Genomic DNA, 19,996 nt, shown 5'->3' with positions numbered 1-19,996 from the left:
AAGAAACCAGCCAAAAACGGGAGCAGAGTTGTGCCCTTTAGTTATGAAGTAGATCCTCAAAATATTGAACAGGAGAGCTTTCGGCAGATTCGTCAGCTCACTGATCTCAGCGGACTTAGCCGTGAACAACAACAGGTTGTGATGCGTATTGTTCATAGCGTTGGGATACCTGAAGTCGCTGGAGCGGTGCGCTTCAGTGACAATGCTTGTGAAAACGGATTAGCCGCACTCGCGGATAACGCTCCCATTCTTTGTGATGTGGAAATGGTCAAGCAAGGTATCACCAAGCGGATGATCCAACAGCCACCCTATTGCTATCTGAACGACCCTGAAGCGATTGCGCTGGCTAAAACCACCGGAGAGACCCGCTCTATGGCGGCCGTACAACTGTGGAAAGAGCATCTGGCGGGCAGTGTGGTGGTGATTGGAAATGCACCGACAGCGTTATTTCGGTTATTGGAACTGATTGAGCAAGGCGGTGAACGTCCTGCGTTGATTATTGGTATGCCGGTCGGATTCGTCGGAGCGGCGGAGTCCAAAGATGCACTCTGGGAGTGCCATCGGCAGTTAAATATCGAGTGCATTACCTTGTTGGGCAGGCAAGGCGGCAGTGCTGTCTCTTCTGCGACCTGCAATGCGTTATTGCGCTGTATTCGTGGTGAGTATTATTGATGCAGCTTCATATTATCGGACTAGGGGTCTGTCAGACGGCCCAACTGGATAGTCATGCTTGCGCTGCGTTAGCCGGTGCGGATCTGGTTATAGGTTCAGAGCGACAATTGGAAACGGTCTCTGAGTTATTAGCATCCGGGCAGAAAACACTGCTGCTACCTAACTTGAAAGAACTAAAGCCAGAACTGGAAAAGCGGGCGAATCAGGGGACTGCGTCAGTGGCGATCCTGGCTTCTGGTGATCCGCTGTTTTATGGAATAGGTCGCTGGTTCTCTCGTCAGTTTGACGCCTATCGAACGGCTCAGAATTTGTTCTTCTACCCAGCGGTATCCAGTGTTCAAGCTGCCTGTCATCGTCTAGCCCTTTCATTACAGGATGTGACTGTTTTTAGCCTTCACGGTCGTCCCCTGGAAAAGATTCGAACCATATTAAAACGCAATAAGACCCTGGTGATACTGACCGACAAATGCAGTACGCCGCAGATTCTGGCTCAGGAATGTATCGCCGCAGGCTTTGCTGAATCCCAGTTGATTGTTTGTGAGTCTTTGGGGTATCCCCAAGAGAAAGTGACTCGCTACAACGCAGTGCAACTGGCCACCTCAGAGGCTGAATTTGATCCCCTGCATGTCACTGTTATCGAAACCCGTGGACCGGGCGGCGTTTTACCGGAGTTTCCAGGTATTCCTGATGCAAGCTTTGTAACTGATGCGGAAGCCGGGAAGGGAATGTTAACCAAACGGGAAGTCCGTTTAGCTATTCTCTCCTTGCTGCAAGGCGCCGATCATGACGTCATCTGGGACGTTGGTGCAGGTTGCGGTGGTGTGGCGGTCGAACTGAGTTATTGGAACAAGTGGAGTCGGGTTTATGCCGTGGAGCACCATGCTGATCGGTTGCGCTGTTTAGAGGCAAACAGACAACGCTTTGGCGTCACCAGCAATCTGACCCTGGTACCGGGACGTGCCCCTGAAGTGCTAAAGGACCTTCCTCCTCCAGATAAAGTCTTTATCGGGGGTAGTGATGGTGAACTTGCTGGAGTATTGCAAACAGTGTGGAGTCTACTCCCGGCAGGTGGAGTATTGGTAGCCAGTGCCGTGACTGAAACGACGAAACAGCATCTGCTTGGATTTTATGATCAACGCAGAGAACATCAGGACGCTGAGACTGAAACATTGCAGATCGCCGTTAACAAAGGTGATGTGCTTGCAGGACAATTGCTCTATCGACCTGCCTTGCCGGTAACGCTGTTTAGGTTTGTAAAGGGCTCCAAATCAGTTGAAGTCATCAATATTTCTGGAATAACCAAAGAACCTGAAGTAACCAAAGCACCTGAAGTAACCAAAGTACCTGAAATAACTAAAGCACCTGGGGAGACCAACAATGACTAAAGCCCGTGCTGTAGGTCGTTTTTACGGAGTTGGTGTCGGGCCTGGTGATCCAGAACTGATAACCCTGAAAACCCTGAGATTGATCAAAAATGCACCCGTGGTCAGCTATTTGGTTAATGATCAAGGTCAGTCTCAAGCCAGAAATATTGCAGTGGAAGCATTCCGGGATGTCCGTCCTGGACAATTGGAAGTTCCTATTCCAATGACCATGTCTACAGATCGTCGTTTTGCTAATCAAGCCTATGATCAAGGCGCCCAGGCTATTAGGGAGTTATTGGACCAAGGCCAGGACGTGGTGTTTCTCTGTGAGGGAGATCCACTGTTCTTTGGCTCCTTTGCTTACCTGTTGGAGCGACTAGAGGGGGATTACCCGATATCCGTTGTTCCCGGTATCTCTTCAGTCAATGCCGCTTCATCTGCACTGGCTCAGCCCTTGACCATGCTCAAAGAGTCTTTTGTTGTGATTAACGGGCGAGCAAAGGATGAGAAAATTCGTCAGGCCCTGACAGATCATGACACAGTGGTGATTATGAAAGCCGGGCAAGCGCGTCCACGAATTTTGTCATTGCTGGCGGAAACGGGTCGCAGTGGTGATGCGCATTACCTTGAGTACATCGGTCGGGACAACGAGCGTATTTTGAACTCAATTTCAGAGTTACCTAATGAAGTAGGGCCTTACTTCTCGTTGTTTGTGGTTATCCGTAAAGAGAGAGATCGCGGATGATCCGTATTATTGCGTTAACTGAAGCTGGAAAACGTCTGGGGGAATCCCTTCAGCGGCTTTTGGTGAATGGTGAGCCTGATAGTAAACGCAATAACGAGCTTGATAGCGAACGCAATAACGAGCTTGATAGCGAACGCAATAACGAGTTTGATTGTGAGCTATGGTACAAACCCAAGCCCTTTTCTGTACGAGTGCAGCAAGCGTTTAATGATGGATATCGGCTGATATTTATCTGTGCCACGGGCATAGTTGTCAGAACCCTGGCCCCGGTGATTAATGATAAGCATCAGGATCCTGCTGTGCTGGTATTGGATGAACAAGGACATTATGTCATTCCCCTGTTGTCAGGTCATGAAGGTGGGGCCAATGCCTGGGCTGAAGAGATTGCAGAACTGATTAATCTGCAAAGGGATCAGTTGAATCAGTCGCAGGTTCAGTTGAAACAGCGAAAAGCCCAGTTAGTGATCACCACGGCTAATCCCTATTTGAAGCCAGTCTATACCGTAGGTATGGGCTGTGAACGTCACTGCCCGGAGGAGTACCTCCGATCCCTGCTGGATGAGTGTCTGAATCAAGCAGGTCTTGGTATAGATGATATTCAAAGCATCAGTAGCATTGATATTAAAGCGGATGAAAAGGGGCTAATAGCGCTGGCCCAGACGCTGGCGAAACCGTTCAACAGCTGGGACAAAAACCAGCTAAGCACGGTAGATAGTTTGCTAAGCACGCGCTCAGACTACATTTTCAAAACCGTCGGAGTTTATGGTGTTGCCGAATCTGCAGCCCTCTATAGTGCTCAGCAGCTGACAGGGGAGATGCCGGAGCTGCTGTTGAACAAACAGAAAAATACCAAGGCCACTTGTGCTATTGCCCGCAGTTATCCGAAAGCAGTCAGCCATTCAAACAAGCCCTTTACTTCGAACAATTCTAATCATTCAAACAGACTATCCACCGATGAGTAAAGAGAATCAGGAATCCAATCAGGTCGATGGGGGTTCTATGGTAATCCAACTCCGCGGCACGGTAACAAAGAGAGATGATGCGTAAATGAGTCAATTATATGTAGTAGGCACTGGGCCTGGTGATGGTCAGTTAGTTGCACCTAAAGCGCGGGAAGCCATTGCTGCCAGCTCTGATCTAGTGGCCTATGGTCTTTATCTGGATCTGCTGGGTGACGTGTGTGATGGTAAACAACACCATGATCTTCCTTTGGGAGAAGAGATAGCCCGGGCTCGTTTAGCCCTCGATTTAGCCGCCAGTGGCAAAACCACCGCGTTGATTTCCAGTGGTGACATCGGGATTTACGCCATGGCTACCCTGGTGTTCGAATTGCTTGATCAACAATTGCAGGGTAAAGAAGATCACCCTGAATGGTTGGACGTTGAAATCGAAGTGATTCCGGGCATTTCCGCGATGCAAGCGGGTGCTAGCCGAGTGGGAGCGCTTTTGGGCCATGATTTTTGCACCATTTCTCTGTCGGATCTGCTGACACCTTGGGAGACGATTGAAAAGCGGATTCACAGTGCCGGTTCTGGCGATTTTGTGGTTTCTTTCTATAATCCGGTTTCCCGTAAGCGCGACTGGCAATTGAATCATGCACGGGACGTTCTGTTGCAATACAGACCTGCCACAACTCCTGTATTACTGGGGCGTCAGCTCACTCGTGAAGACGAGAGCATTACCATCACTACCCTTGAAAAGCTCGATGCCAGGGATGTTGATATGTTTACCTTGGTGAGTGTTGGTAACAGTGAGTCCAGACATATTGTTAACGGCGCCCGGGAGTGGCTTTATACCCCTCGTGGTTACAGCAAAAAACTGGTTTAAAAAGGCGGGCATAACGGGTGACAGTCTATTTTATCGGAGCAGGTCCGGGTGATCCGGAACTCATGACTCTCAAAGGTCAGCGTATTCTCAAGCAATGCCCGGTGGTACTTTATGCCGGTTCTCTCATTCCTCGTGAAGTCCTTGAAGAAGTGGAGGGCAGTGCTGAAAAAATTGTCGACACCGCGTCGATTGATCTCAATGAGATCATGACGCATATTATCGAGGCCCATCAACAGGGTAAGGATGTTGCGCGACTGCAGTGTGGTGATCCCGCCCTCTATGGTGCTATTGGTGAACAGATCCGACGTCTTGAGCAAGCCGAGATTGATTATCAGGTCATCCCCGGCGTGAGCGCTGTTGCGGCATCCGCAGCTTATTTGGGCAAGGAACTAACACTATCGGGTATATCTCAGACCATCATCATGACCCGTTATGAAGGGAAAACCCCATTCCCTGAGCGAGAGCGTCTACCGGAATTAGCCCGAAGTGGCGCCACCTTGGCGATACATCTAGGAGTAACCCGAATCCATAAAATCGTTGAGGAATTGATTCCTCATTATGGAGAGGATTGCCCCGTAGCTGTCTGTTATCGCACCTCCTGGCCCGATCAGGACAAAGTCACCGGAACGCTCAAAGATATCGTCAAAAAAGTACGGGATAAGGGTTTCAGCCGGACAGCCCTGATTCTGGTTGGATACGTGTTAGACAGTGATGATTTTGCCGACTCTTATCTGTACCACAAAGATCAGGCCCACGTGTACCGACCAAAAGTGAAACCTGCTGAGCCACGAACAGTATCAAGAACGGCTTCCGTTTCAAAAGCAGAACCCTATGAGCCGCTAAGCGCTAAGTAGTCAGAGCGAACAGTATTTTAAGGAGCATTCGATGCAATTAAATAAAATCCCGACCACAGTGGTTACCGGTTTTCTGGGTAGCGGTAAGACAACTCTGCTGTCAAATGTACTTAAGCAAGCGGCCGGCAAACGTATAGCCGTCATTGTTAACGAGTTTGGTGAGCTGGATATTGATGCTGATCTACTGCGCAGTTGCCCACTGGATTGTGAAGACAATGAAAGTGCAGCGCCAGCCCAATCAGATGATCAATCCAATAGCGGTATCTATGAATTAGCCAACGGCTGCATATGCTGCACCGTAGAAGAAGAGTTTTTACCGGTCATGCAGCAACTGGTCGAGCGACGTGATGATATCGACCATATTCTTATTGAGACCAGTGGTCTGGCATTGCCTAAGCCCCTGGTGCAGGCCTTTAACTGGCCGGGCATTAAGGAATACTGCACCGTTGATGCAGTGATTACTGTCATTGATGGTCCTGCTGTTGCTGCAGGACGATTTGCCCATGATGCCGACAAAGTACAGGCTCAGCGATTAGCCGACGAAAGTCTCGATCATGACCCTAGCTTGCAAGAATTGCTGGATGACCAATTGAGCGCCGCTGATCTGGTCGTCGTGAGCAAAAATGATCTGTTGGAATCAAGCGAGCGGGAAAGGGTTGAGCAAGTGGTTGCAGCTAAGGTACCGGCGGCGGTGAAAACAACTTACATCAGCCACGGTGAAGCGCCACTGGACATGTTAATGGGCCTTGATGCCGCTTCAGAAGAGCGTATTGCTGATATTCACAACCATCACGATCATCATCACGCCCACGGTGAACATCATGACCATGCTCATGACCATTTTGATTCCTTTGTTATCACCTTGGGTGAAGTGGACGCCGATAAACTACAGGTTGCGGTAAAAGGCCTGATTGGAGATTTTAATATCTTTCGGGCTAAAGGTTTTGCGGCGGTTCCCGGAAAGCCTATGCGGCAGGTTATCCAAGCCGTTGGCAAGCGTCTGGATGTGCACTTCGATCGCTTATGGGGAGCTGAAGAGACCCGCGCTACCCAGCTGGTTTTTATAGGCAAAGGTATTGAGGAACCTGTGGTAAAAGCTGCGCTGGAAACTGCATTGGTGGACGCTGCCTAAATGCATTTACTGGCCGCTCAACCCGGAGGCTTTGTCGATGAAGAAGGCATCATCGACCTGGATCAGTCTCCGGCAGATATCGTCGTGCTGGCAGCCGCAGACAGTTTGCTGGCTGCGCTTGCCGCTGGGGTTAATAGACAGCCCGGTGGAGTTAACGGACTGCCTGATGGCACAGAACATTGTTCGGATATTCGCCTGGCGAATTGGATGCAGCTTCTGAAACCTGCGGCTTTCGACCTCTACGAGCATAAGGTACTAAGCCACGCCAAAGTTGTTGTCGTTTCCCTCCTGGGCGGTCAAAATTATTGGCAGTATGGTTTTGAACGCCTGCAAGCCTGGGCCAAAGCTAATGGCACAGATGAAAATGGGAATAAAATAGAGCGGCAGTTGATTCTGGTTCCCGGTGATGATGCTCCAGACCCGGAGTTGTTCGAAGCTTGTACCGTGGCTGCTGAAGACAGTCGTCGGGTTTGGCGCTATCTACGTGAAGGTGGAGTCGATAACGCACAGCAGCTATTTCGGTTCCTATCGACCCAGTATCTGAACCGGGGCAATACCGGGAGTGATAGTGAATGGCATGAACCTCGGGTGTTACCCCGTTGCTCGATGTATATGCCTGCCTACCGAGAGCATCAATCGGGTCAGCAGCAATCAGGTCACTCTCAATCAGGTCTATGCAGCTATGCTGAATGGCAGCAGCGCTGGGCTGATAATGATGCTGTGATTGGTAAAAAAAGCAGCAATGATAAAGACAGTAACGACAAAAACCCTAATGATAGCGGGATGTATGCAGCTCCGGTCTGTTTGCTGTTGTTTTACCGTAGCCATTTGCAAAGTGCTAATACCGCGATGTTTGATGAGCTAATTGTTGAGCTGGAAGCACAACAGCTGAATCCGCTACCTATCGCTATTGCCTCATTAAAGGATGCTGAATCCCTGGCGCTGGTTAATGCACTACTTGAACAGAGCAATGCTCAGCTAATCATCAATACCACCGGATTTGCCAGCAACACGGTGGCCAGTCCTGATCTGTCATCAGAGCCCACTGAGTTCTATTCGCCTTTTGTTCGTCCGATTCCTGTGTTGCAACTGGTGCTTTCCAGCAGTACCGAAGCGGATTGGGAGCAACACTCACAGGGATTGCGCAGTCGCGATATCGCCATGCAAGTGGTACTGCCCGAAATGGATGGTCGCATTCATACCCGCGCGGTGAGTTTCAAAGCGGAAAGCTACTTTGATGAGCGTTGCCAGATATCTGTTGTACGTTATGCACTGCACACAGAGCGGGCTCGTTTTGTTGCACAGCTAGCGAGGCGACATTGTTCATTGTCCTCTAAAACCAATAAGGACAAGCGAATCGCCTTGATTTTGGCGAATTACCCCACCAAAGATGGCCGGATTGGTAATGGTGTTGGATTGGATACGCCCGCATCAACCATTAATATCCTAAAGGCCATGGAGCAAGCGGGTTATCCCGTCACTAATATCCCAGAATCCGGTGATGCACTGATTGCTGAACTCTTAGGTGCAGTCACTAATAATCCAAACACCTTACACCAACTCCCCTGCTGGCAAAGCCTCAGTGTAGAGGAATATCTACAAGACTTTCGACAGTTACCTGATAGCTGTCAGCAGGCGGTTTATAACCAATGGGGCGCACCCGAAGAGGATATCAAATACCGTGATGGTCGTTTGATGTTGTCCGGGATTCGTCTGGGAGAAACTTTCGTCGGTATTCAGCCCGCCCGAGGGTTTAACATCGATCTGGTAGCCAACTACCATGACCCTGATTTGATCCCTCCCCATAACTATTTGGCATTCTATTTTTGGTTAAGACATTGCTATCAGGTTGATGCGGTTATTCATGTGGGTAAACACGGTAATCTGGAATGGTTACCCGGAAAAGGCAGCGCGCTATCCAGCAGCTGCTGGCCTGATATTGCCCTGGGACCCATGCCACATTTCTACCCCTTTATCGTCAATGATCCGGGGGAGGGGGCACAGGCCAAACGTCGAACTCAGGCAGTGATTATTGATCATTTAATGCCACCCATGACCCGAGCCGAAAGCTATGGAGAGTTGGCAGAGCTGGAAACCCTGGTTGACGAGTATTATCAGGCTCTGGGGATGGACGTTCGTCGAGAACAATGGTTGCGGGAGGAAATACTAAAACAAGTCCGAAGCTCTAACGTATTGGATGAGTTAACCGCTGCTGGACAACAGGACGGTGAAGAAACCGCAGATAAGCAGGCCATAGATGACCAAGCTATAGATGAAAAGTTATTGGAGGATCTGGATGCTTATCTCTGTGATATCAAAGAGGCGCAAATTCGCCATGGACTGCATATTCTGGGAGCCCTTCCCGAGACTGAAAAACTCAGTGATACCTTGGTGGCCTTATTGCGCTTACCCCGAGGCAGGGAAGGGAGCGAACAGGACGCAAGCAGTCAGGGGATTTTGCACAATCTGGTTACCGATCTTGATTTGAGAGTGGATGGGGAACTATTTGATCCACTAGACGCGAATCATGAACCCTGGACGGGAAACCGACCAGAGGTACTTACAGCAGTGAGCGATGATCTCTGGCGAAGTCAGGCTGATACCCGCGAACGTTTAGAGCTATTAGCCATAGATTGGGTATGTCGTTACGTTTTGACAGATTCGGCTTTAGTCGGTATAGAGCTAGATGACCCAATCGAAACCGGGCTTTCTTCAACGAAATATCCGAAAACCAGTGAACAGCTACTGTATGCTCGGAATAGTATTCGTCGCGCTCTAGAGCAAAGTGTTGAGCTTGAAATCGCATCTCTGCTGGATGGACTTAAAGGTGTATTTGTACCTCCAGGTCCTAGTGGTGCTCCAACGCGTGGGCGTTTGGATACTTTGCCGACCGGGCGAAATTTCTTCTCAGTCGACAATCGCTCTATCCCATCACCCGCGGCATGGGCTATCGGTGAACGATCCGCCCAAGCGTTGTTGCAACGTCACTTGCAGGAGCAGGGAGATTATCCCAAGCAATTAGGCTTATCCGTTTGGGGAACTGCGACCATGCGGACCGGGGGCGATGACATTGCCCAGGCGTTTGCATTAATGGGGGTGAGGCCCATCTGGGCACCGGGTTCTAATCGGGTGGTTGATTTCGAAGTACTGTCTTGCCAGCAGCTGGGTCGGCCCAGAGTGGATGTTACCTTGAGAGTTTCTGGATTCTTTCGGGATGCATTCCCCAATGTGATGAAACTCTATGACGCTGCTGTTCAGGCCATTGCGGCTTTGGAAGAACCCGGTAACGGCAATACCATCAAAGCCAATATTCAGGCGCGTCAACAACAGCTGGTAGATCAAGGAATGGCCATCGAAGAAGCGGAAAGACAAGCCAGTTTTAGAGTCTTCGGCAGTAAACCGGGGGCCTACGGTGCGGGTCTTCAAGGACTGATTGATGAACGCTGCTGGGAGCAGCAATCGGATTTGGCTGAAGCCTACCTGAACTGGGGTGGTTACGCTTATGGTCGTCAGCTAGGGGGTAATCAACAAGGTGATGGCATTGAAGCTAAGGGAGCTTTTCAGCATCAGTTGTCACAGCTGGAAGCGGTGGTTCAGAATCAGGACAATCGTGAGCACGATATTCTTGATTCCGATGATTATTACCAATTCCAGGGTGGAATGACCAACGCCGTAACTGTCTATAGTGGCGAGGCTCCTGAAGTCTATCACAACGATCACTCAAACCCTGCGGTCCCTAAAGTTCGCACCCTGAAAGAAGAGCTTAACAGGGTCATACGTTCTCGGGTGTTAAATCCCAAGTGGATAACCGCCATGCGTGAGCATGGTTATAAGGGGGCTTTTGAGATGACCGCCAGTGTGGACTATATGTTTGCCTACGATGCCACAACCAATTTGATCGCGGACTATCAGTACCAAAAAGTGTCTGATGCCCTGGTGTTTGATCCCGAGAACCGAGCCTTCCTGGAACAGCACAACCCTCATGCGCTGGAAGAAATGGCGGAGCGACTTTTGGAAGCAACCCAACGAGGATTGTGGCAAGATCCGGGCGAATATGCAGAAGCATTACAGGATCTCTTGCTGGATATCGATCAACAACAGGAAAGCGCAATTTGAACAGTATTGACGGGTAGTTCCCGTACAGTACTGATTATTAATAAAACTATTAGCGATTGAAATTAAGAATAAGACGGCCAGATGTTTAATTGAGTTCTTTCAATATGGAACATCCCATGGAGCTAATTCATTAGAATAAATAGCCGCCTTAGCGTTAGAATGCGTAAACTTTCGATTACCTTATGAAGTGTGTGGAGAATAGAAGTGTCTAAGAAAGGTATTATGGTGTGTGGTCACGGAAGTCGTGACAAAGACGCAGAACGTGAATTCGGACGCGTTGCTGCGGGTCTGAAAGAACGTTTTCCTTCCATACCGGTTGAATACGGTTTTCTAGAGTTTTCTGCACCCAATATCCATATGGGCTTAAATGATCTGATCAAACAAGGGGTTGATGAGATCTACGCGGTTCCTGGAATGCTGTTTGCAGCAACCCATGCCAAGAACGATATTCCATCCGTATTGACCACCTTCGAAGAGAAGAATCCAGGGCTTAAGGTCAGTTACGGCAGTGAACTTGGACTCCATGACGCCATGATCAATGCATTCCAGGCACGAATCTATGAGTCCCTGGGCCTTGATCCAGAAAACCCACCAGAAGATCTCTATGATACTTTGCTGGTCGTCGTTGGCCGTGGTACCTCAGATACCGGCGCCAATGCCGAAGCGGCAAAACTAACCCGAATTGTTAACGAAAACATGGGCTTTGGTTGGGCGGATACGGTCTATTCTGGAGTCACTTACCCATCCGTAGGCGTGGGTTTGGAAAAGCTTCTGAAGCTGGGTTACAAGCGAGTGGTTGTCGCCCCTTACTTCCTCTTTACCGGTCGTTTAATTAAGCGAATCTACGGCTATGTAGACCGAGTGGCAGAGCAGAACCCTGGCGTTGAATTCATAAAAACCCAATATCTGAACGACCACCCGAAAGTCATCGATGCCTTTGAAATACGCGTTCGCGAAATTATGGAAGGCAGCGAAGCACCGCAAACCCTAATGAGCTCCTTCAAAAAACGCCTAGCCGCCGGTGAAGTGGACATCCATCACCACCATGCGGAGTATTCTGATCCTGAAGAGCATAAGCACAGCCATGATCATGAAGAAGGGCACTCACATGACCATTCCCACTCCCATAGTCATGATCACTCCCACGGACACAGCCATGACCACTCCCATGGTCATTCCCACGGAGTCTATAAACACATCGCCCATCCAATGGGACCCAGAACCATGATCGGAGAGGGGGTTTGCTGCTGCTTTATGAGCCAATTCCCACAGGAAGTGTTGGATGAAGAGAAGGATCGGATAGGTGACGGTAGTGCGGATGAGACATTTGCTCATCGGTAGTCGTTGGTTGTAGATTTGATCGTGATAAAGCAGCGCCACGGTGAGTGAAACGCTGCTTTAGTTAATTCTCAGCAAGCCTTTACATATCAATAGGGCTTCGGACGCCAAGGCCTCCTCCACTGGCAACGTGAGTATATATCTCGGTTGTACGTATATCTGAGTGACCCAGAAGTTCTTGTATTGTACGCAGGTCATAACCTTGTTCAAGTAGGCGAGTGGCGAAACTGTGGCGGAACGTATGGCAGCTAACCACTTTTAGCATTTTTGCAGCCTTTACTGCGCTTCGTAGTTGTTTCTGCACGGTGCTATCCATAACATGGTGACGTCGTTCAATACCAGACCGAGGATCAATGGACGTGCTCTGTGCTGGAAACAAATACTGCCATCCTGGCGATCCGGCAACACTAGGATATTTTTTTCCCAACGCATTAGGCATATATACCTCGCCTGAGCCATTATCTGAATCCAGTTTGTGCAAATTTTTTACATACTCCACTTGTTTTTGTAACCGAACAGAGAGGCTTCCAGGTAGCAGCGTTCGTCTATCCTTACCTCCCTTTCCTTGTCGTACCACTATTATTGACATTGAAAAATCAATATCTTTAGTACGTAAGCGTAAACATTCATTCAATCGAAGTCCGGAGCCATAAAGTAGCTGGACGATTAACAGGTAGGGATCTCGTAGGTTACTGAGAACAGAAAGTGCCTATTGATGGCTTAAGACTTGGGGCACTTTTGCCCGTTTAGACGAGGCAATCGGCCGAATATTCTCCAATGGGGTTTTTAGAAACTCACGATAAAGAAAAACCAGTGCATTGAGAGCGGTTTTTTGTGTACTCGGTGCACACCGACCTTGCACAGCCAAATAGGAAAGGAACTGCTCAACCTCATAAGCCCCAAGCTCCGTTGGATGCCGTTTCTGATTAAACCTGATAAAACGAAGAGTCCAATGAACGTAAGTTTTTTCAGTCTTGTAAGCCAAATTTCGTGTTCTGATAAAAGCGCGTAATTGGTCGATAAAACGGATAGGTTTTGAGGGTAAGGCAACGGGTATATCATCCATGATCATACTCTTTTTGTGCTGTGTTTATATACAGTATTTCTCTGCAGCTTATTGATGTCAAGAAGAAAACCATCCGGGAAACAATGGATGCGTCTGCTTATCTACAGAACGATCTGTTTATTTGAAAAAAACATGTTAAATAACAGTGGATTAGAATGTGAGAATTTCAGAGTTTCACGAGGTGATTGCACCTGAGATAGACGGAAGCTTCCTGGTTTCCTCAGGAGGGAATGGGAATAATGCTATTCAAGTGTTGATTCTTAGAGGCATATGGAAGAATAATGTTAGAAATTTATGGAGATAGGTGGAAGCTGGATAAATGGACGCTTCCGGTGAATAACGCTGTTAGCACCCAAGGAAGTATCGGAACAATAAAATGATCGAAGAAATATACTCAGTTGTCGAAGAAAAATATTTTTCATCTGGCGATTTCAATGGAATGCCAATTTATGGGTTAGAAGGTGTCTTCGAAATTAACGGCGATGACTTTAAGGCCGCTGTTCGACAAGCCATCGAAGATGAAATATTGACCGCCCGATATGATGGTAACCCTCATATAAGAGGGTTTTCGCAAATCCCAAAGGATAAGATTCTAGAGGGATTTGATAATGCAGATTATCCAGGTCATACATGTCTCTATCCTCATGAGAAAAAGTTAGCTGGTTCCGACAGATTAACTGCGTATAAAGAAGCACCCTATGAAATGGCGCTAGCCGAAGGGGCTGGCCAACTTGATTTCAGAACCTTTGATCTGTCAGTTTTGGAGTACTACCGAAACGATCCACGTTATTCATATAATACTGACTTCATTCATGGACAAATATCTATCACCGATGAATATTTTGAATCTGATAGTGTTCCTGAGCATGACCAGATACTTCTTCAAACATTTGGCTTTGCTTACGACGATGATCTAAACAGGTATGTAGCAGTATTTTTACGATATCTAGGTAATCTTAGTACCGAACATCAGAAGGTTTGGGCAGCAAAGGAAGTAAAAGGAGATATTAAGCTACACCCCGATTATTACGCTTCAAGTATCTTGGGGTCATGGGGTTCTCGAATGTCGATTTTTAGGGCGTTTACGGAAGAATTGAAAGTCATTAATGAAATGAGCACTTTGATCGGAAAACCTACTCTCTTCCGGAATAGCTACGATGAAGAAACACCTAAAGAATTCGGCTTTCTTTTGAGGCCAACACAAGCTGAATTTAATAACTTCATGCTGTTATTAGATAAAATGATGTCCGATAACATCAACAAAAAATTCTTCGAAGATGATGTGGAGATAGAGAGTGAAGAGGAGCGGGATGATGGAAAAATTGTTGTAAGGCCTAAAGGAACTATACAAATTCTTGAGTCTTGGGTTAATAAGTACTTCCAGCCCGCCGACCCTACACCAATTGAAGATATGATGAAGACCTTTAGGAAGGTAAGGCAACTCCGTCAAAAACCAGCCCATAAGGTCAGCATTGATTCATTCGATCAAGAGTTATTCAAAAAACAGAGAGAACTTGTTGTAAAGGCCTATGATTCAGTCCGCACATTAAGACAGGTTTTAGCAAATCATCCTAAAGTTAGGGCCAACCCACCAAAGATAAGTGAGCAGTTATTTAATGGCGAAATATGGGATATATAGCTGTGCTAACAAGCGGCTGCTGGCCGACTGGTAAAAGCTCCGGCTTCGCCTCCACTTTTCCCAGCCGCAGAGCCGGGCGTTACACGTACAAGGAGATATCGTGATTCAAACTGACCATATATCGATTCAGTGCCCTCAGTGTGGGCATACTGAATTTGAGCAGCCAGAAAATCTAAAGGATGATGACTTTGTGAAATGTAATAGCTGTCATTTTGAAATTATGTTGGCAGACCTGAAAGAAGTAGGTATTGAACAAGCTAAAGAAGTCGTCATTCCTGAAGCAAAGGCTGAAATTGAAAAAATGCTCAAAAAAGCATTTAAGGGTAGCTTTAAATGAGTAAGTTTGAAATTTTAAGCTTACTCATTTCTGCTTTGGCAGCAATAATTTCAACCGTATCTTTAATGCGCACAAGGAAGTTAGCTAAAGAGCAGCTAGAGCTTGAAAGAGTTACCGCTGAGCTATCTAGGCTTCAAATTGAAAGTATCGCGGAAGAGAAATCGAATAAAACCAAGCCAAAATTTAATGTAAATCTCACAAAGCTAGGTAAGTCTTACAGCTTCTATATTTCCAACACAGGCCAAGGTAGTGCATACAATGTCAATTTTGAGCTAATTGACTGCGAAGATAGTCCTTTGTCATCTCATGATCTCCAAGATAAGTTTCCTCATCAAGAGATAAAGCCAAACTCAAGAGTTAAGCTTTTGGCAGCAATACACATGGGAAGCCCTAGAAAGTATCAAGTTAAGTTAACCTGGGAAAATGAGAACGGCGAGAAATATGAAGAAATATTTTGGCCCACTATGTAGTACGTGTAACAAGGCGCTCAAGCAAGGACGCGCTAACGCGCGCCACTTAGCTTGGCGTTATAAAGCGCGAGTAAACGTTCAAGTAACAGAGCAAAAATAATAAGGTGCTAGACGGAAGTCACGGAGATATGAGCCAACCAAAGAAAGAACACAGCATTATATTCAACCAGGCTGAAGCATCGGCGATATAAGCCATTCGCAAAACACTTCAATGGTCACTAGAATGAATAACCATTGAAAGATTCGATAAAAGCATTGGAGAAGGCATGAAAGGAAAAATAAGCCAAATCGAAATAATCCAACCGAACAATCAAGGCGTCAATACCTTCGCTCACTATCGAGTCGGATAAAGGGTGATGGCGCTTTATAACAATGGCATGCAGTGGGACGTGGCCTTCGGCCACGCCCCTGATGCCAAGCGTTATACGTAAAGGGAAGTAATGGATCAAATCTTAGATAATCTAAAAGACCCATCTTGGTGGTTTACGGGAATATTTTTCCTGTTGGTCGGTATCTTACTGACTAAAGCACTTTCAAGCTGGCTGCCAAATATATGGAAGTTTATTGCCAAACTTGTTCCTAGAATTACTCGTAAAGTTCAGCGATGGAAAGAGCGAAAAATTTTAAAACGAGTAAAGCGCTATAGACAGCACCCAACGGAAGTAGTCTGGCTAACGACAAGGTACTGGTCATTAATGACACTTTTTACAATGTACGCTGGTTTTCTCACCATCTCGTTTTCATTGTCACCAGAAGTAGCTGACAAATCTACAGAAATTAAAAAGCTATTTCCGCTTGTACTTCCTATTTATGCCTTTCAATTGTTAATAATGTGGGAGCAGGTCGTACTTAAAAGAGTAAGAAAAGCACACATTCAGTGGCAAAAACGTATAACAAGGCGCTCAAGCAAGGACGCCGTAAACGGCGCCGCTTAGCTTGGCGTTAAATTCAAGGATAGCCATGATATTTTGGAAAATAGTTGCCCTATTAGCTGTATTAGCTCTTAGCTATATATCTCTACGTCAAGAACACCGCAGAATTAAGTGGATAGGAATGAGCCTTTGTTCACTTATTTTTATTGTTGGAGCAATAGACGTTCTGATTTCAAGTAAAGAACAGGATAGGTTTCATAAAGAAGTCTTACGAGATTCTACAAGGATTCTATGGCAAGAATCTGAAGCATATTTTCGTATAACAAATGATATTGATGACGTTTCTCATGGTAAACAGCAGGTAGTATTTAAAATCATTCCCAAAAAACTAGATAAGGTCGGAAACATATTAATTGATGAAGTTCTTACGAGAGCATCGAACCATGGTTATCCCTTTACCTTTCTTGAGGAAGAAGATGCTTCGAAATTATGGTTTGCTCTTGCCGAGCCAGATGGAAGTATAGTGGTAGCTAAGGAGTCTGAACTAGGCATTGAGCATGTTAATTTCTATGAATATGAACTTAAAAAAGATAGTTTCATGGGGACTGGATCGTTCCAAAAGGTCGCATTTGAGCCTAGAATTGGAGCTCAATACAGCTCATTACATGATCTTAATAACACTATTATTATTGCTAGATTTGTTGCGGGAATTGAGGGTAATGCGTACTTAGATAGAGTTGACTTAAACCTAAGAACTAACGCAGGTTTAGCAACTTTGAGTTTTCCTTCAAAACAAATTAAAAATAATAAGACAGCTGTAAGCCCGGTTAGATATGTTGGTTTGGTTCTAGGCGAAAATGAATTTAACAAGCGCGTCAATTAGGACGCTCGCAAGCTTGCGCCTATTACGCGAGCGTTAAATGCCACATAAAGATAGTGCTTCTTTCCATGCTAATTGCGATGACACCTGCTGCTCACGGAGGTATAGACGGATCTATGAATGATGAAAAAAACTGGAAGCTAAAGCTCAGGTATGGGAAGGAATCTACTCCATATACTCATTACACTGTTCTGGCCGAGGGTGTTTGCGGTGATATGATAGAAGGATTCTCCTGCCCTAAGGGTAACGCCATAATGGGCATTAAAGTTTGGGCGACTGATATAGATGAGCCTCCATACATGGTAAAGAGTATCGGGGCTCAAGTTGGCTTTGAAGTTACGGGTGAAATTCAGATATACGAAACTGAACCAGAAGAACCACCTAGAGAAAATCCACATGGCTACGACATTCAGTTTACTCCTTTCGAGTAAGTGCCATGCATTTAACAAATCAATCAACGACCGCCCTTCGGGCTCGGACCTCCAAACCGCTACGCGGTTTTCCGGCCCGTTATTGAAGCGTTAGGCATACCATGAAAAAGAAATTGGCAGCATTCATAATCTGTACTTTATTATCGATGGTTCCAATAGTCCTATCTTTCGGTATTCTGCCTCGACAAGTTGCAAGTATTATTGCTCAATTTGGACCTTCATGTGCAGAGAATAGCTGGTGCGCTGAAAGGCTTTCATCGATAACTGTATTTGCTGTCTTAGCGTGGAGTGCATGGGGGTTGTACTTTATCATTAATTACAGGTGGATTCGTTTTGGCTATGTGGAGAAAAAAATACGAATTCTAGGCGCTTTTGTAGGTACTTGCGCGCTACTATCAGCTCATCTTTATGGTGTATTTATGGTTTTGCCTGCTGTTTTATTAATGCTATATATCCACTTCAAGGCTCCATATAGTGCTCATGCCTAACAAGCGGTCAAATCGGGAATGCCTACACGCCGCTTCGCTCTGTTTCAGCGTCCCATTAACCGAATGTTAAAAGGCTTACGGATGGCTAAGAATAATCACCCTGCATTGAAGCAGATAAAATTGGTGCTGCTATTTGTATCATTACCCACTCTGATATTCTTGTGTTATCGAGCTTATGGGTGGGTGTCGGAAAATACTCATAGTGCTGAAGAGGTTTTTATCGCATCTCTGGTACTCCTTGGGTCATGTAGCCTTTGCATCCTCATCTACTTTATAAATCTTGAAGAAATTCAGTTTTGTAAGGAGTTTGGGCTAGAGGGAGAAGACATTCAGGAAGCACAGGGTGGAACCTGCACCAGTGATGGCGGTGGGAGTCACAGTGACAGCGGTGATGGTGGAAGTAGTGTTTAAATTCGCTTTTAACAATGGCAGCCAAAGGGAACGCTTCACTCGTACCTCGTTTCGCGTCTCCTGCTGTAAGCGTTATGTTTGAAAAGGAGACTCCTATAATCCCTCGAAGATTAGATGTACATCGTGCACTAGGAACCGTATGTGAGTTAGATGGATTCCTGAATGCAATCAGGTGCATTATTGATTGTCCAAGAAGATTGTTTTCAGCGACGCTTATAGAAAAAGAAACCACTCTTGAAGCTATAATTCTTGAGGATATAGATTATATTGACAAAAACGGAAATCTACTTGAAAGAAGTGTTGTAGCTTACAAACCCGCATATGAATTATTTGTAAATCTAATTTATAACAGAATATCAGAATCAAAAACCAGTGCTACTGATAACTTAGATTGGAATTTAATAGAGTACTATGGCCTTCTATCAACTGCTGATATAGAAGATGGGCCATGGAATCGTTTTATCAGCCAAGAGCATTCAATCTTAAGGTTTATCAATGCGGACAATTGTGAATGTTTGATGTTTTATGTCGAGTTTAGTGATTTTGTAGTTGCAACACAACTAGGTGTACAGTGGAATGAACTGCAGTCAAAAACATAACAATACGCAGGAAGTCGAAATGCAAAATGATGCATTCGATTCAGCTTTGCGTTAAGCGCTTAGAAATGGAATCTGAAACATTGCTCAATGAAATTGAGGCTGTATTTCCTCATGTACCAAGGCCGAAGGATTTGGAGGTATCGTTTCATAAAGTTGATTGTTTTGAATGCGAATATATACGCAAAGACTTGGAAAAGTATCGGGAACCTATCCTTCCTGATGAGGCGATACGCCTTCTTTACAATGACTTGTCATGCCTCTCTTCAAAGGGTTGGCTGTGGGTATTTCCATCATATCTCAGGCACTGCATAACGAAGAAAAACGATTATGATGATATTGAAACCGAATTTTTAATCTATGCGTTGTCACCCGATTTAAAGTACCAGAAGGAAACTTTAGAAAGATTATCTGGGTTTTCTAAACCTCAGCTATTGTGCCTACTTAGTTTTCTTGAATGGTGTGAGAGGCACGAACACTGGTCAGATTATTGTGCTGACGAAATAGAGAATGGCATTGGTTTTTTAAAATCTTTGCTCAGTAACAAATATGGTGTCTAAATTGAAAAATTCGCTTAACAATCAGCTCAAAAAAAAGCAAAAAAGGGGACGCCCATTAGCCGTCTCCGGTCAACAGGGCGAGCGAACCTATGACGCATACGCCCTGAGTTAAATAATGCAGATCACTGATACACGCCTGTTTTTTCAGTGGTTGTGCTGTTTTACAGATAAAACGCACCAGTCACCCATCAGGATCTA

Annotated in this window: 20 protein-coding genes and 1 pseudogene; 19 read left to right on the top strand and 2 right to left on the bottom strand. The window is 46.1% G+C overall.

Annotation, left to right across the window (positions count from 1 at the left end; all coding sequences use genetic code 11):
- Positions 1 to 30: 30 nt before the first annotated feature.
- From BGP75_RS10700 to BGP75_RS10660, 9 genes are all read left to right on the top strand, one after another.
- Entirely contained in the window at positions 31 to 672 is a 642-nt protein-coding gene (locus BGP75_RS10700) for a precorrin-8X methylmutase (RefSeq protein ID WP_076718598.1), read from the top strand.
- On the top strand, positions 672 to 2,057 hold the full coding sequence (gene cbiE, locus BGP75_RS10695; protein WP_076718596.1) for a precorrin-6y C5,15-methyltransferase (decarboxylating) subunit CbiE: 1,386 nt from the start codon (positions 672 to 674) through the stop codon (positions 2,055 to 2,057). Before BGP75_RS10700 ends, cbiE begins: the two co-directional genes overlap by 1 nt.
- Positions 2,050 to 2,781, top strand: a complete 732-nt coding sequence (gene cobI / locus BGP75_RS10690; protein ID WP_076718594.1) for a precorrin-2 C(20)-methyltransferase — start codon at positions 2,050 to 2,052, stop codon at positions 2,779 to 2,781. Before cbiE ends, cobI begins: the two co-directional genes overlap by 8 nt.
- Positions 2,778 to 3,743, top strand: coding sequence for a cobalt-precorrin 5A hydrolase (locus BGP75_RS10685; protein WP_076718592.1), 966 nt, complete (start codon positions 2,778 to 2,780; stop codon positions 3,741 to 3,743). The genes cobI and BGP75_RS10685 overlap by 4 nt, the downstream gene beginning before the upstream one ends.
- A gap of 85 nt (positions 3,744 to 3,828) precedes the next feature.
- Positions 3,829 to 4,608: a precorrin-3B C(17)-methyltransferase gene (gene cobJ, locus BGP75_RS10680; RefSeq protein ID WP_076718590.1), complete on the top strand. Its 780-nt coding sequence runs from the start codon at positions 3,829 to 3,831 to the stop codon at positions 4,606 to 4,608.
- 17 nt (positions 4,609 to 4,625) lie between these two features.
- Positions 4,626 to 5,462, top strand: a complete 837-nt coding sequence (cobM, locus tag BGP75_RS10675) for a precorrin-4 C(11)-methyltransferase (protein ID WP_076718588.1) — start codon at positions 4,626 to 4,628, stop codon at positions 5,460 to 5,462.
- A gap of 31 nt (positions 5,463 to 5,493) precedes the next feature.
- A complete protein-coding gene (gene cobW / locus BGP75_RS10670) occupies positions 5,494 to 6,594 on the top strand; it encodes a cobalamin biosynthesis protein CobW (protein WP_076718586.1) in 1,101 nt (366 codons plus the stop codon).
- A complete protein-coding gene (cobN, locus tag BGP75_RS10665; RefSeq protein WP_076718584.1) occupies positions 6,595 to 10,710 on the top strand; it encodes a cobaltochelatase subunit CobN in 4,116 nt (1,371 codons plus the stop codon). It abuts the gene before it with no gap.
- A 222-nt stretch (positions 10,711 to 10,932) separates the two neighbouring features.
- Positions 10,933 to 12,051 carry a sirohydrochlorin chelatase gene (locus tag BGP75_RS10660; RefSeq protein ID WP_076718582.1) on the top strand — a complete coding sequence of 373 codons (1,119 nt, stop codon included), beginning with the start codon at positions 10,933 to 10,935 and terminating at the stop codon, positions 12,049 to 12,051.
- Between the two features lie 79 nt (positions 12,052 to 12,130).
- Here BGP75_RS10660 and BGP75_RS26800 read toward each other — a convergent pair.
- Positions 12,131 to 12,739, bottom strand: a pseudogene (locus BGP75_RS26800) (integron integrase); the annotation flags it as partial.
- Between the two features lie 18 nt (positions 12,740 to 12,757).
- Positions 12,758 to 13,114 carry a phage integrase N-terminal SAM-like domain-containing protein gene (locus BGP75_RS26795; RefSeq protein ID WP_198939339.1) on the bottom strand — a complete coding sequence of 119 codons (357 nt, stop codon included), beginning with the start codon at positions 13,112 to 13,114 and terminating at the stop codon, positions 12,758 to 12,760.
- A gap of 376 nt (positions 13,115 to 13,490) precedes the next feature.
- On the opposite strand from BGP75_RS26795, the gene BGP75_RS10650 reads away from it, so the two are divergent.
- The 10 genes from BGP75_RS10650 to BGP75_RS10600 all read left to right on the top strand — a co-directional run bounded on the left by BGP75_RS10650 (position 13,491) and on the right by BGP75_RS10600 (position 19,798).
- On the top strand, positions 13,491 to 14,753 hold the full coding sequence (locus tag BGP75_RS10650) for an AAA family ATPase (protein WP_076718580.1): 1,263 nt from the start codon (positions 13,491 to 13,493) through the stop codon (positions 14,751 to 14,753).
- A 100-nt stretch (positions 14,754 to 14,853) separates the two neighbouring features.
- Positions 14,854 to 15,090, top strand: coding sequence for a hypothetical protein (locus tag BGP75_RS10645; protein ID WP_076718578.1), 237 nt, complete (start codon positions 14,854 to 14,856; stop codon positions 15,088 to 15,090).
- Positions 15,087 to 15,560, top strand: a complete 474-nt coding sequence (locus tag BGP75_RS10640) for a hypothetical protein (RefSeq protein WP_076718576.1) — start codon at positions 15,087 to 15,089, stop codon at positions 15,558 to 15,560. The genes BGP75_RS10645 and BGP75_RS10640 overlap by 4 nt, the downstream gene beginning before the upstream one ends.
- A gap of 440 nt (positions 15,561 to 16,000) precedes the next feature.
- Positions 16,001 to 16,495, top strand: a complete 495-nt coding sequence (locus tag BGP75_RS10630) for a hypothetical protein (RefSeq protein WP_076718572.1) — start codon at positions 16,001 to 16,003, stop codon at positions 16,493 to 16,495.
- A 25-nt stretch (positions 16,496 to 16,520) separates the two neighbouring features.
- Entirely contained in the window at positions 16,521 to 17,315 is a 795-nt protein-coding gene (locus BGP75_RS10625; protein WP_076718569.1) for a hypothetical protein, read from the top strand.
- Positions 17,316 to 17,428: 113 nt separating this feature from the next.
- Complete coding sequence (locus BGP75_RS10620) at positions 17,429 to 17,743, top strand: hypothetical protein (RefSeq protein WP_198939338.1); 315 nt, start codon at positions 17,429 to 17,431, stop codon at positions 17,741 to 17,743.
- 101 nt (positions 17,744 to 17,844) lie between these two features.
- Entirely contained in the window at positions 17,845 to 18,231 is a 387-nt protein-coding gene (locus BGP75_RS27415) for a hypothetical protein (RefSeq protein WP_076718567.1), read from the top strand.
- 81 nt (positions 18,232 to 18,312) lie between these two features.
- Positions 18,313 to 18,642, top strand: coding sequence for a hypothetical protein (locus BGP75_RS10610; RefSeq protein WP_143821035.1), 330 nt, complete (start codon positions 18,313 to 18,315; stop codon positions 18,640 to 18,642).
- Between the two features lie 74 nt (positions 18,643 to 18,716).
- Positions 18,717 to 19,241: a hypothetical protein gene (locus BGP75_RS10605; protein ID WP_143821034.1), complete on the top strand. Its 525-nt coding sequence runs from the start codon at positions 18,717 to 18,719 to the stop codon at positions 19,239 to 19,241.
- Between the two features lie 26 nt (positions 19,242 to 19,267).
- Positions 19,268 to 19,798 carry a DUF6714 family protein gene (locus BGP75_RS10600; RefSeq protein ID WP_198939337.1) on the top strand — a complete coding sequence of 177 codons (531 nt, stop codon included), beginning with the start codon at positions 19,268 to 19,270 and terminating at the stop codon, positions 19,796 to 19,798.
- Positions 19,799 to 19,996 lie beyond the last annotated feature (198 nt).

This window comes from Motiliproteus sp. MSK22-1 (assembly GCF_001968815.1).
Classification (GTDB): Bacteria; Pseudomonadota; Gammaproteobacteria; order Pseudomonadales; family Balneatricaceae; genus Motiliproteus.
This window is presented reverse-complemented; position numbering and strand designations above follow the sequence as displayed.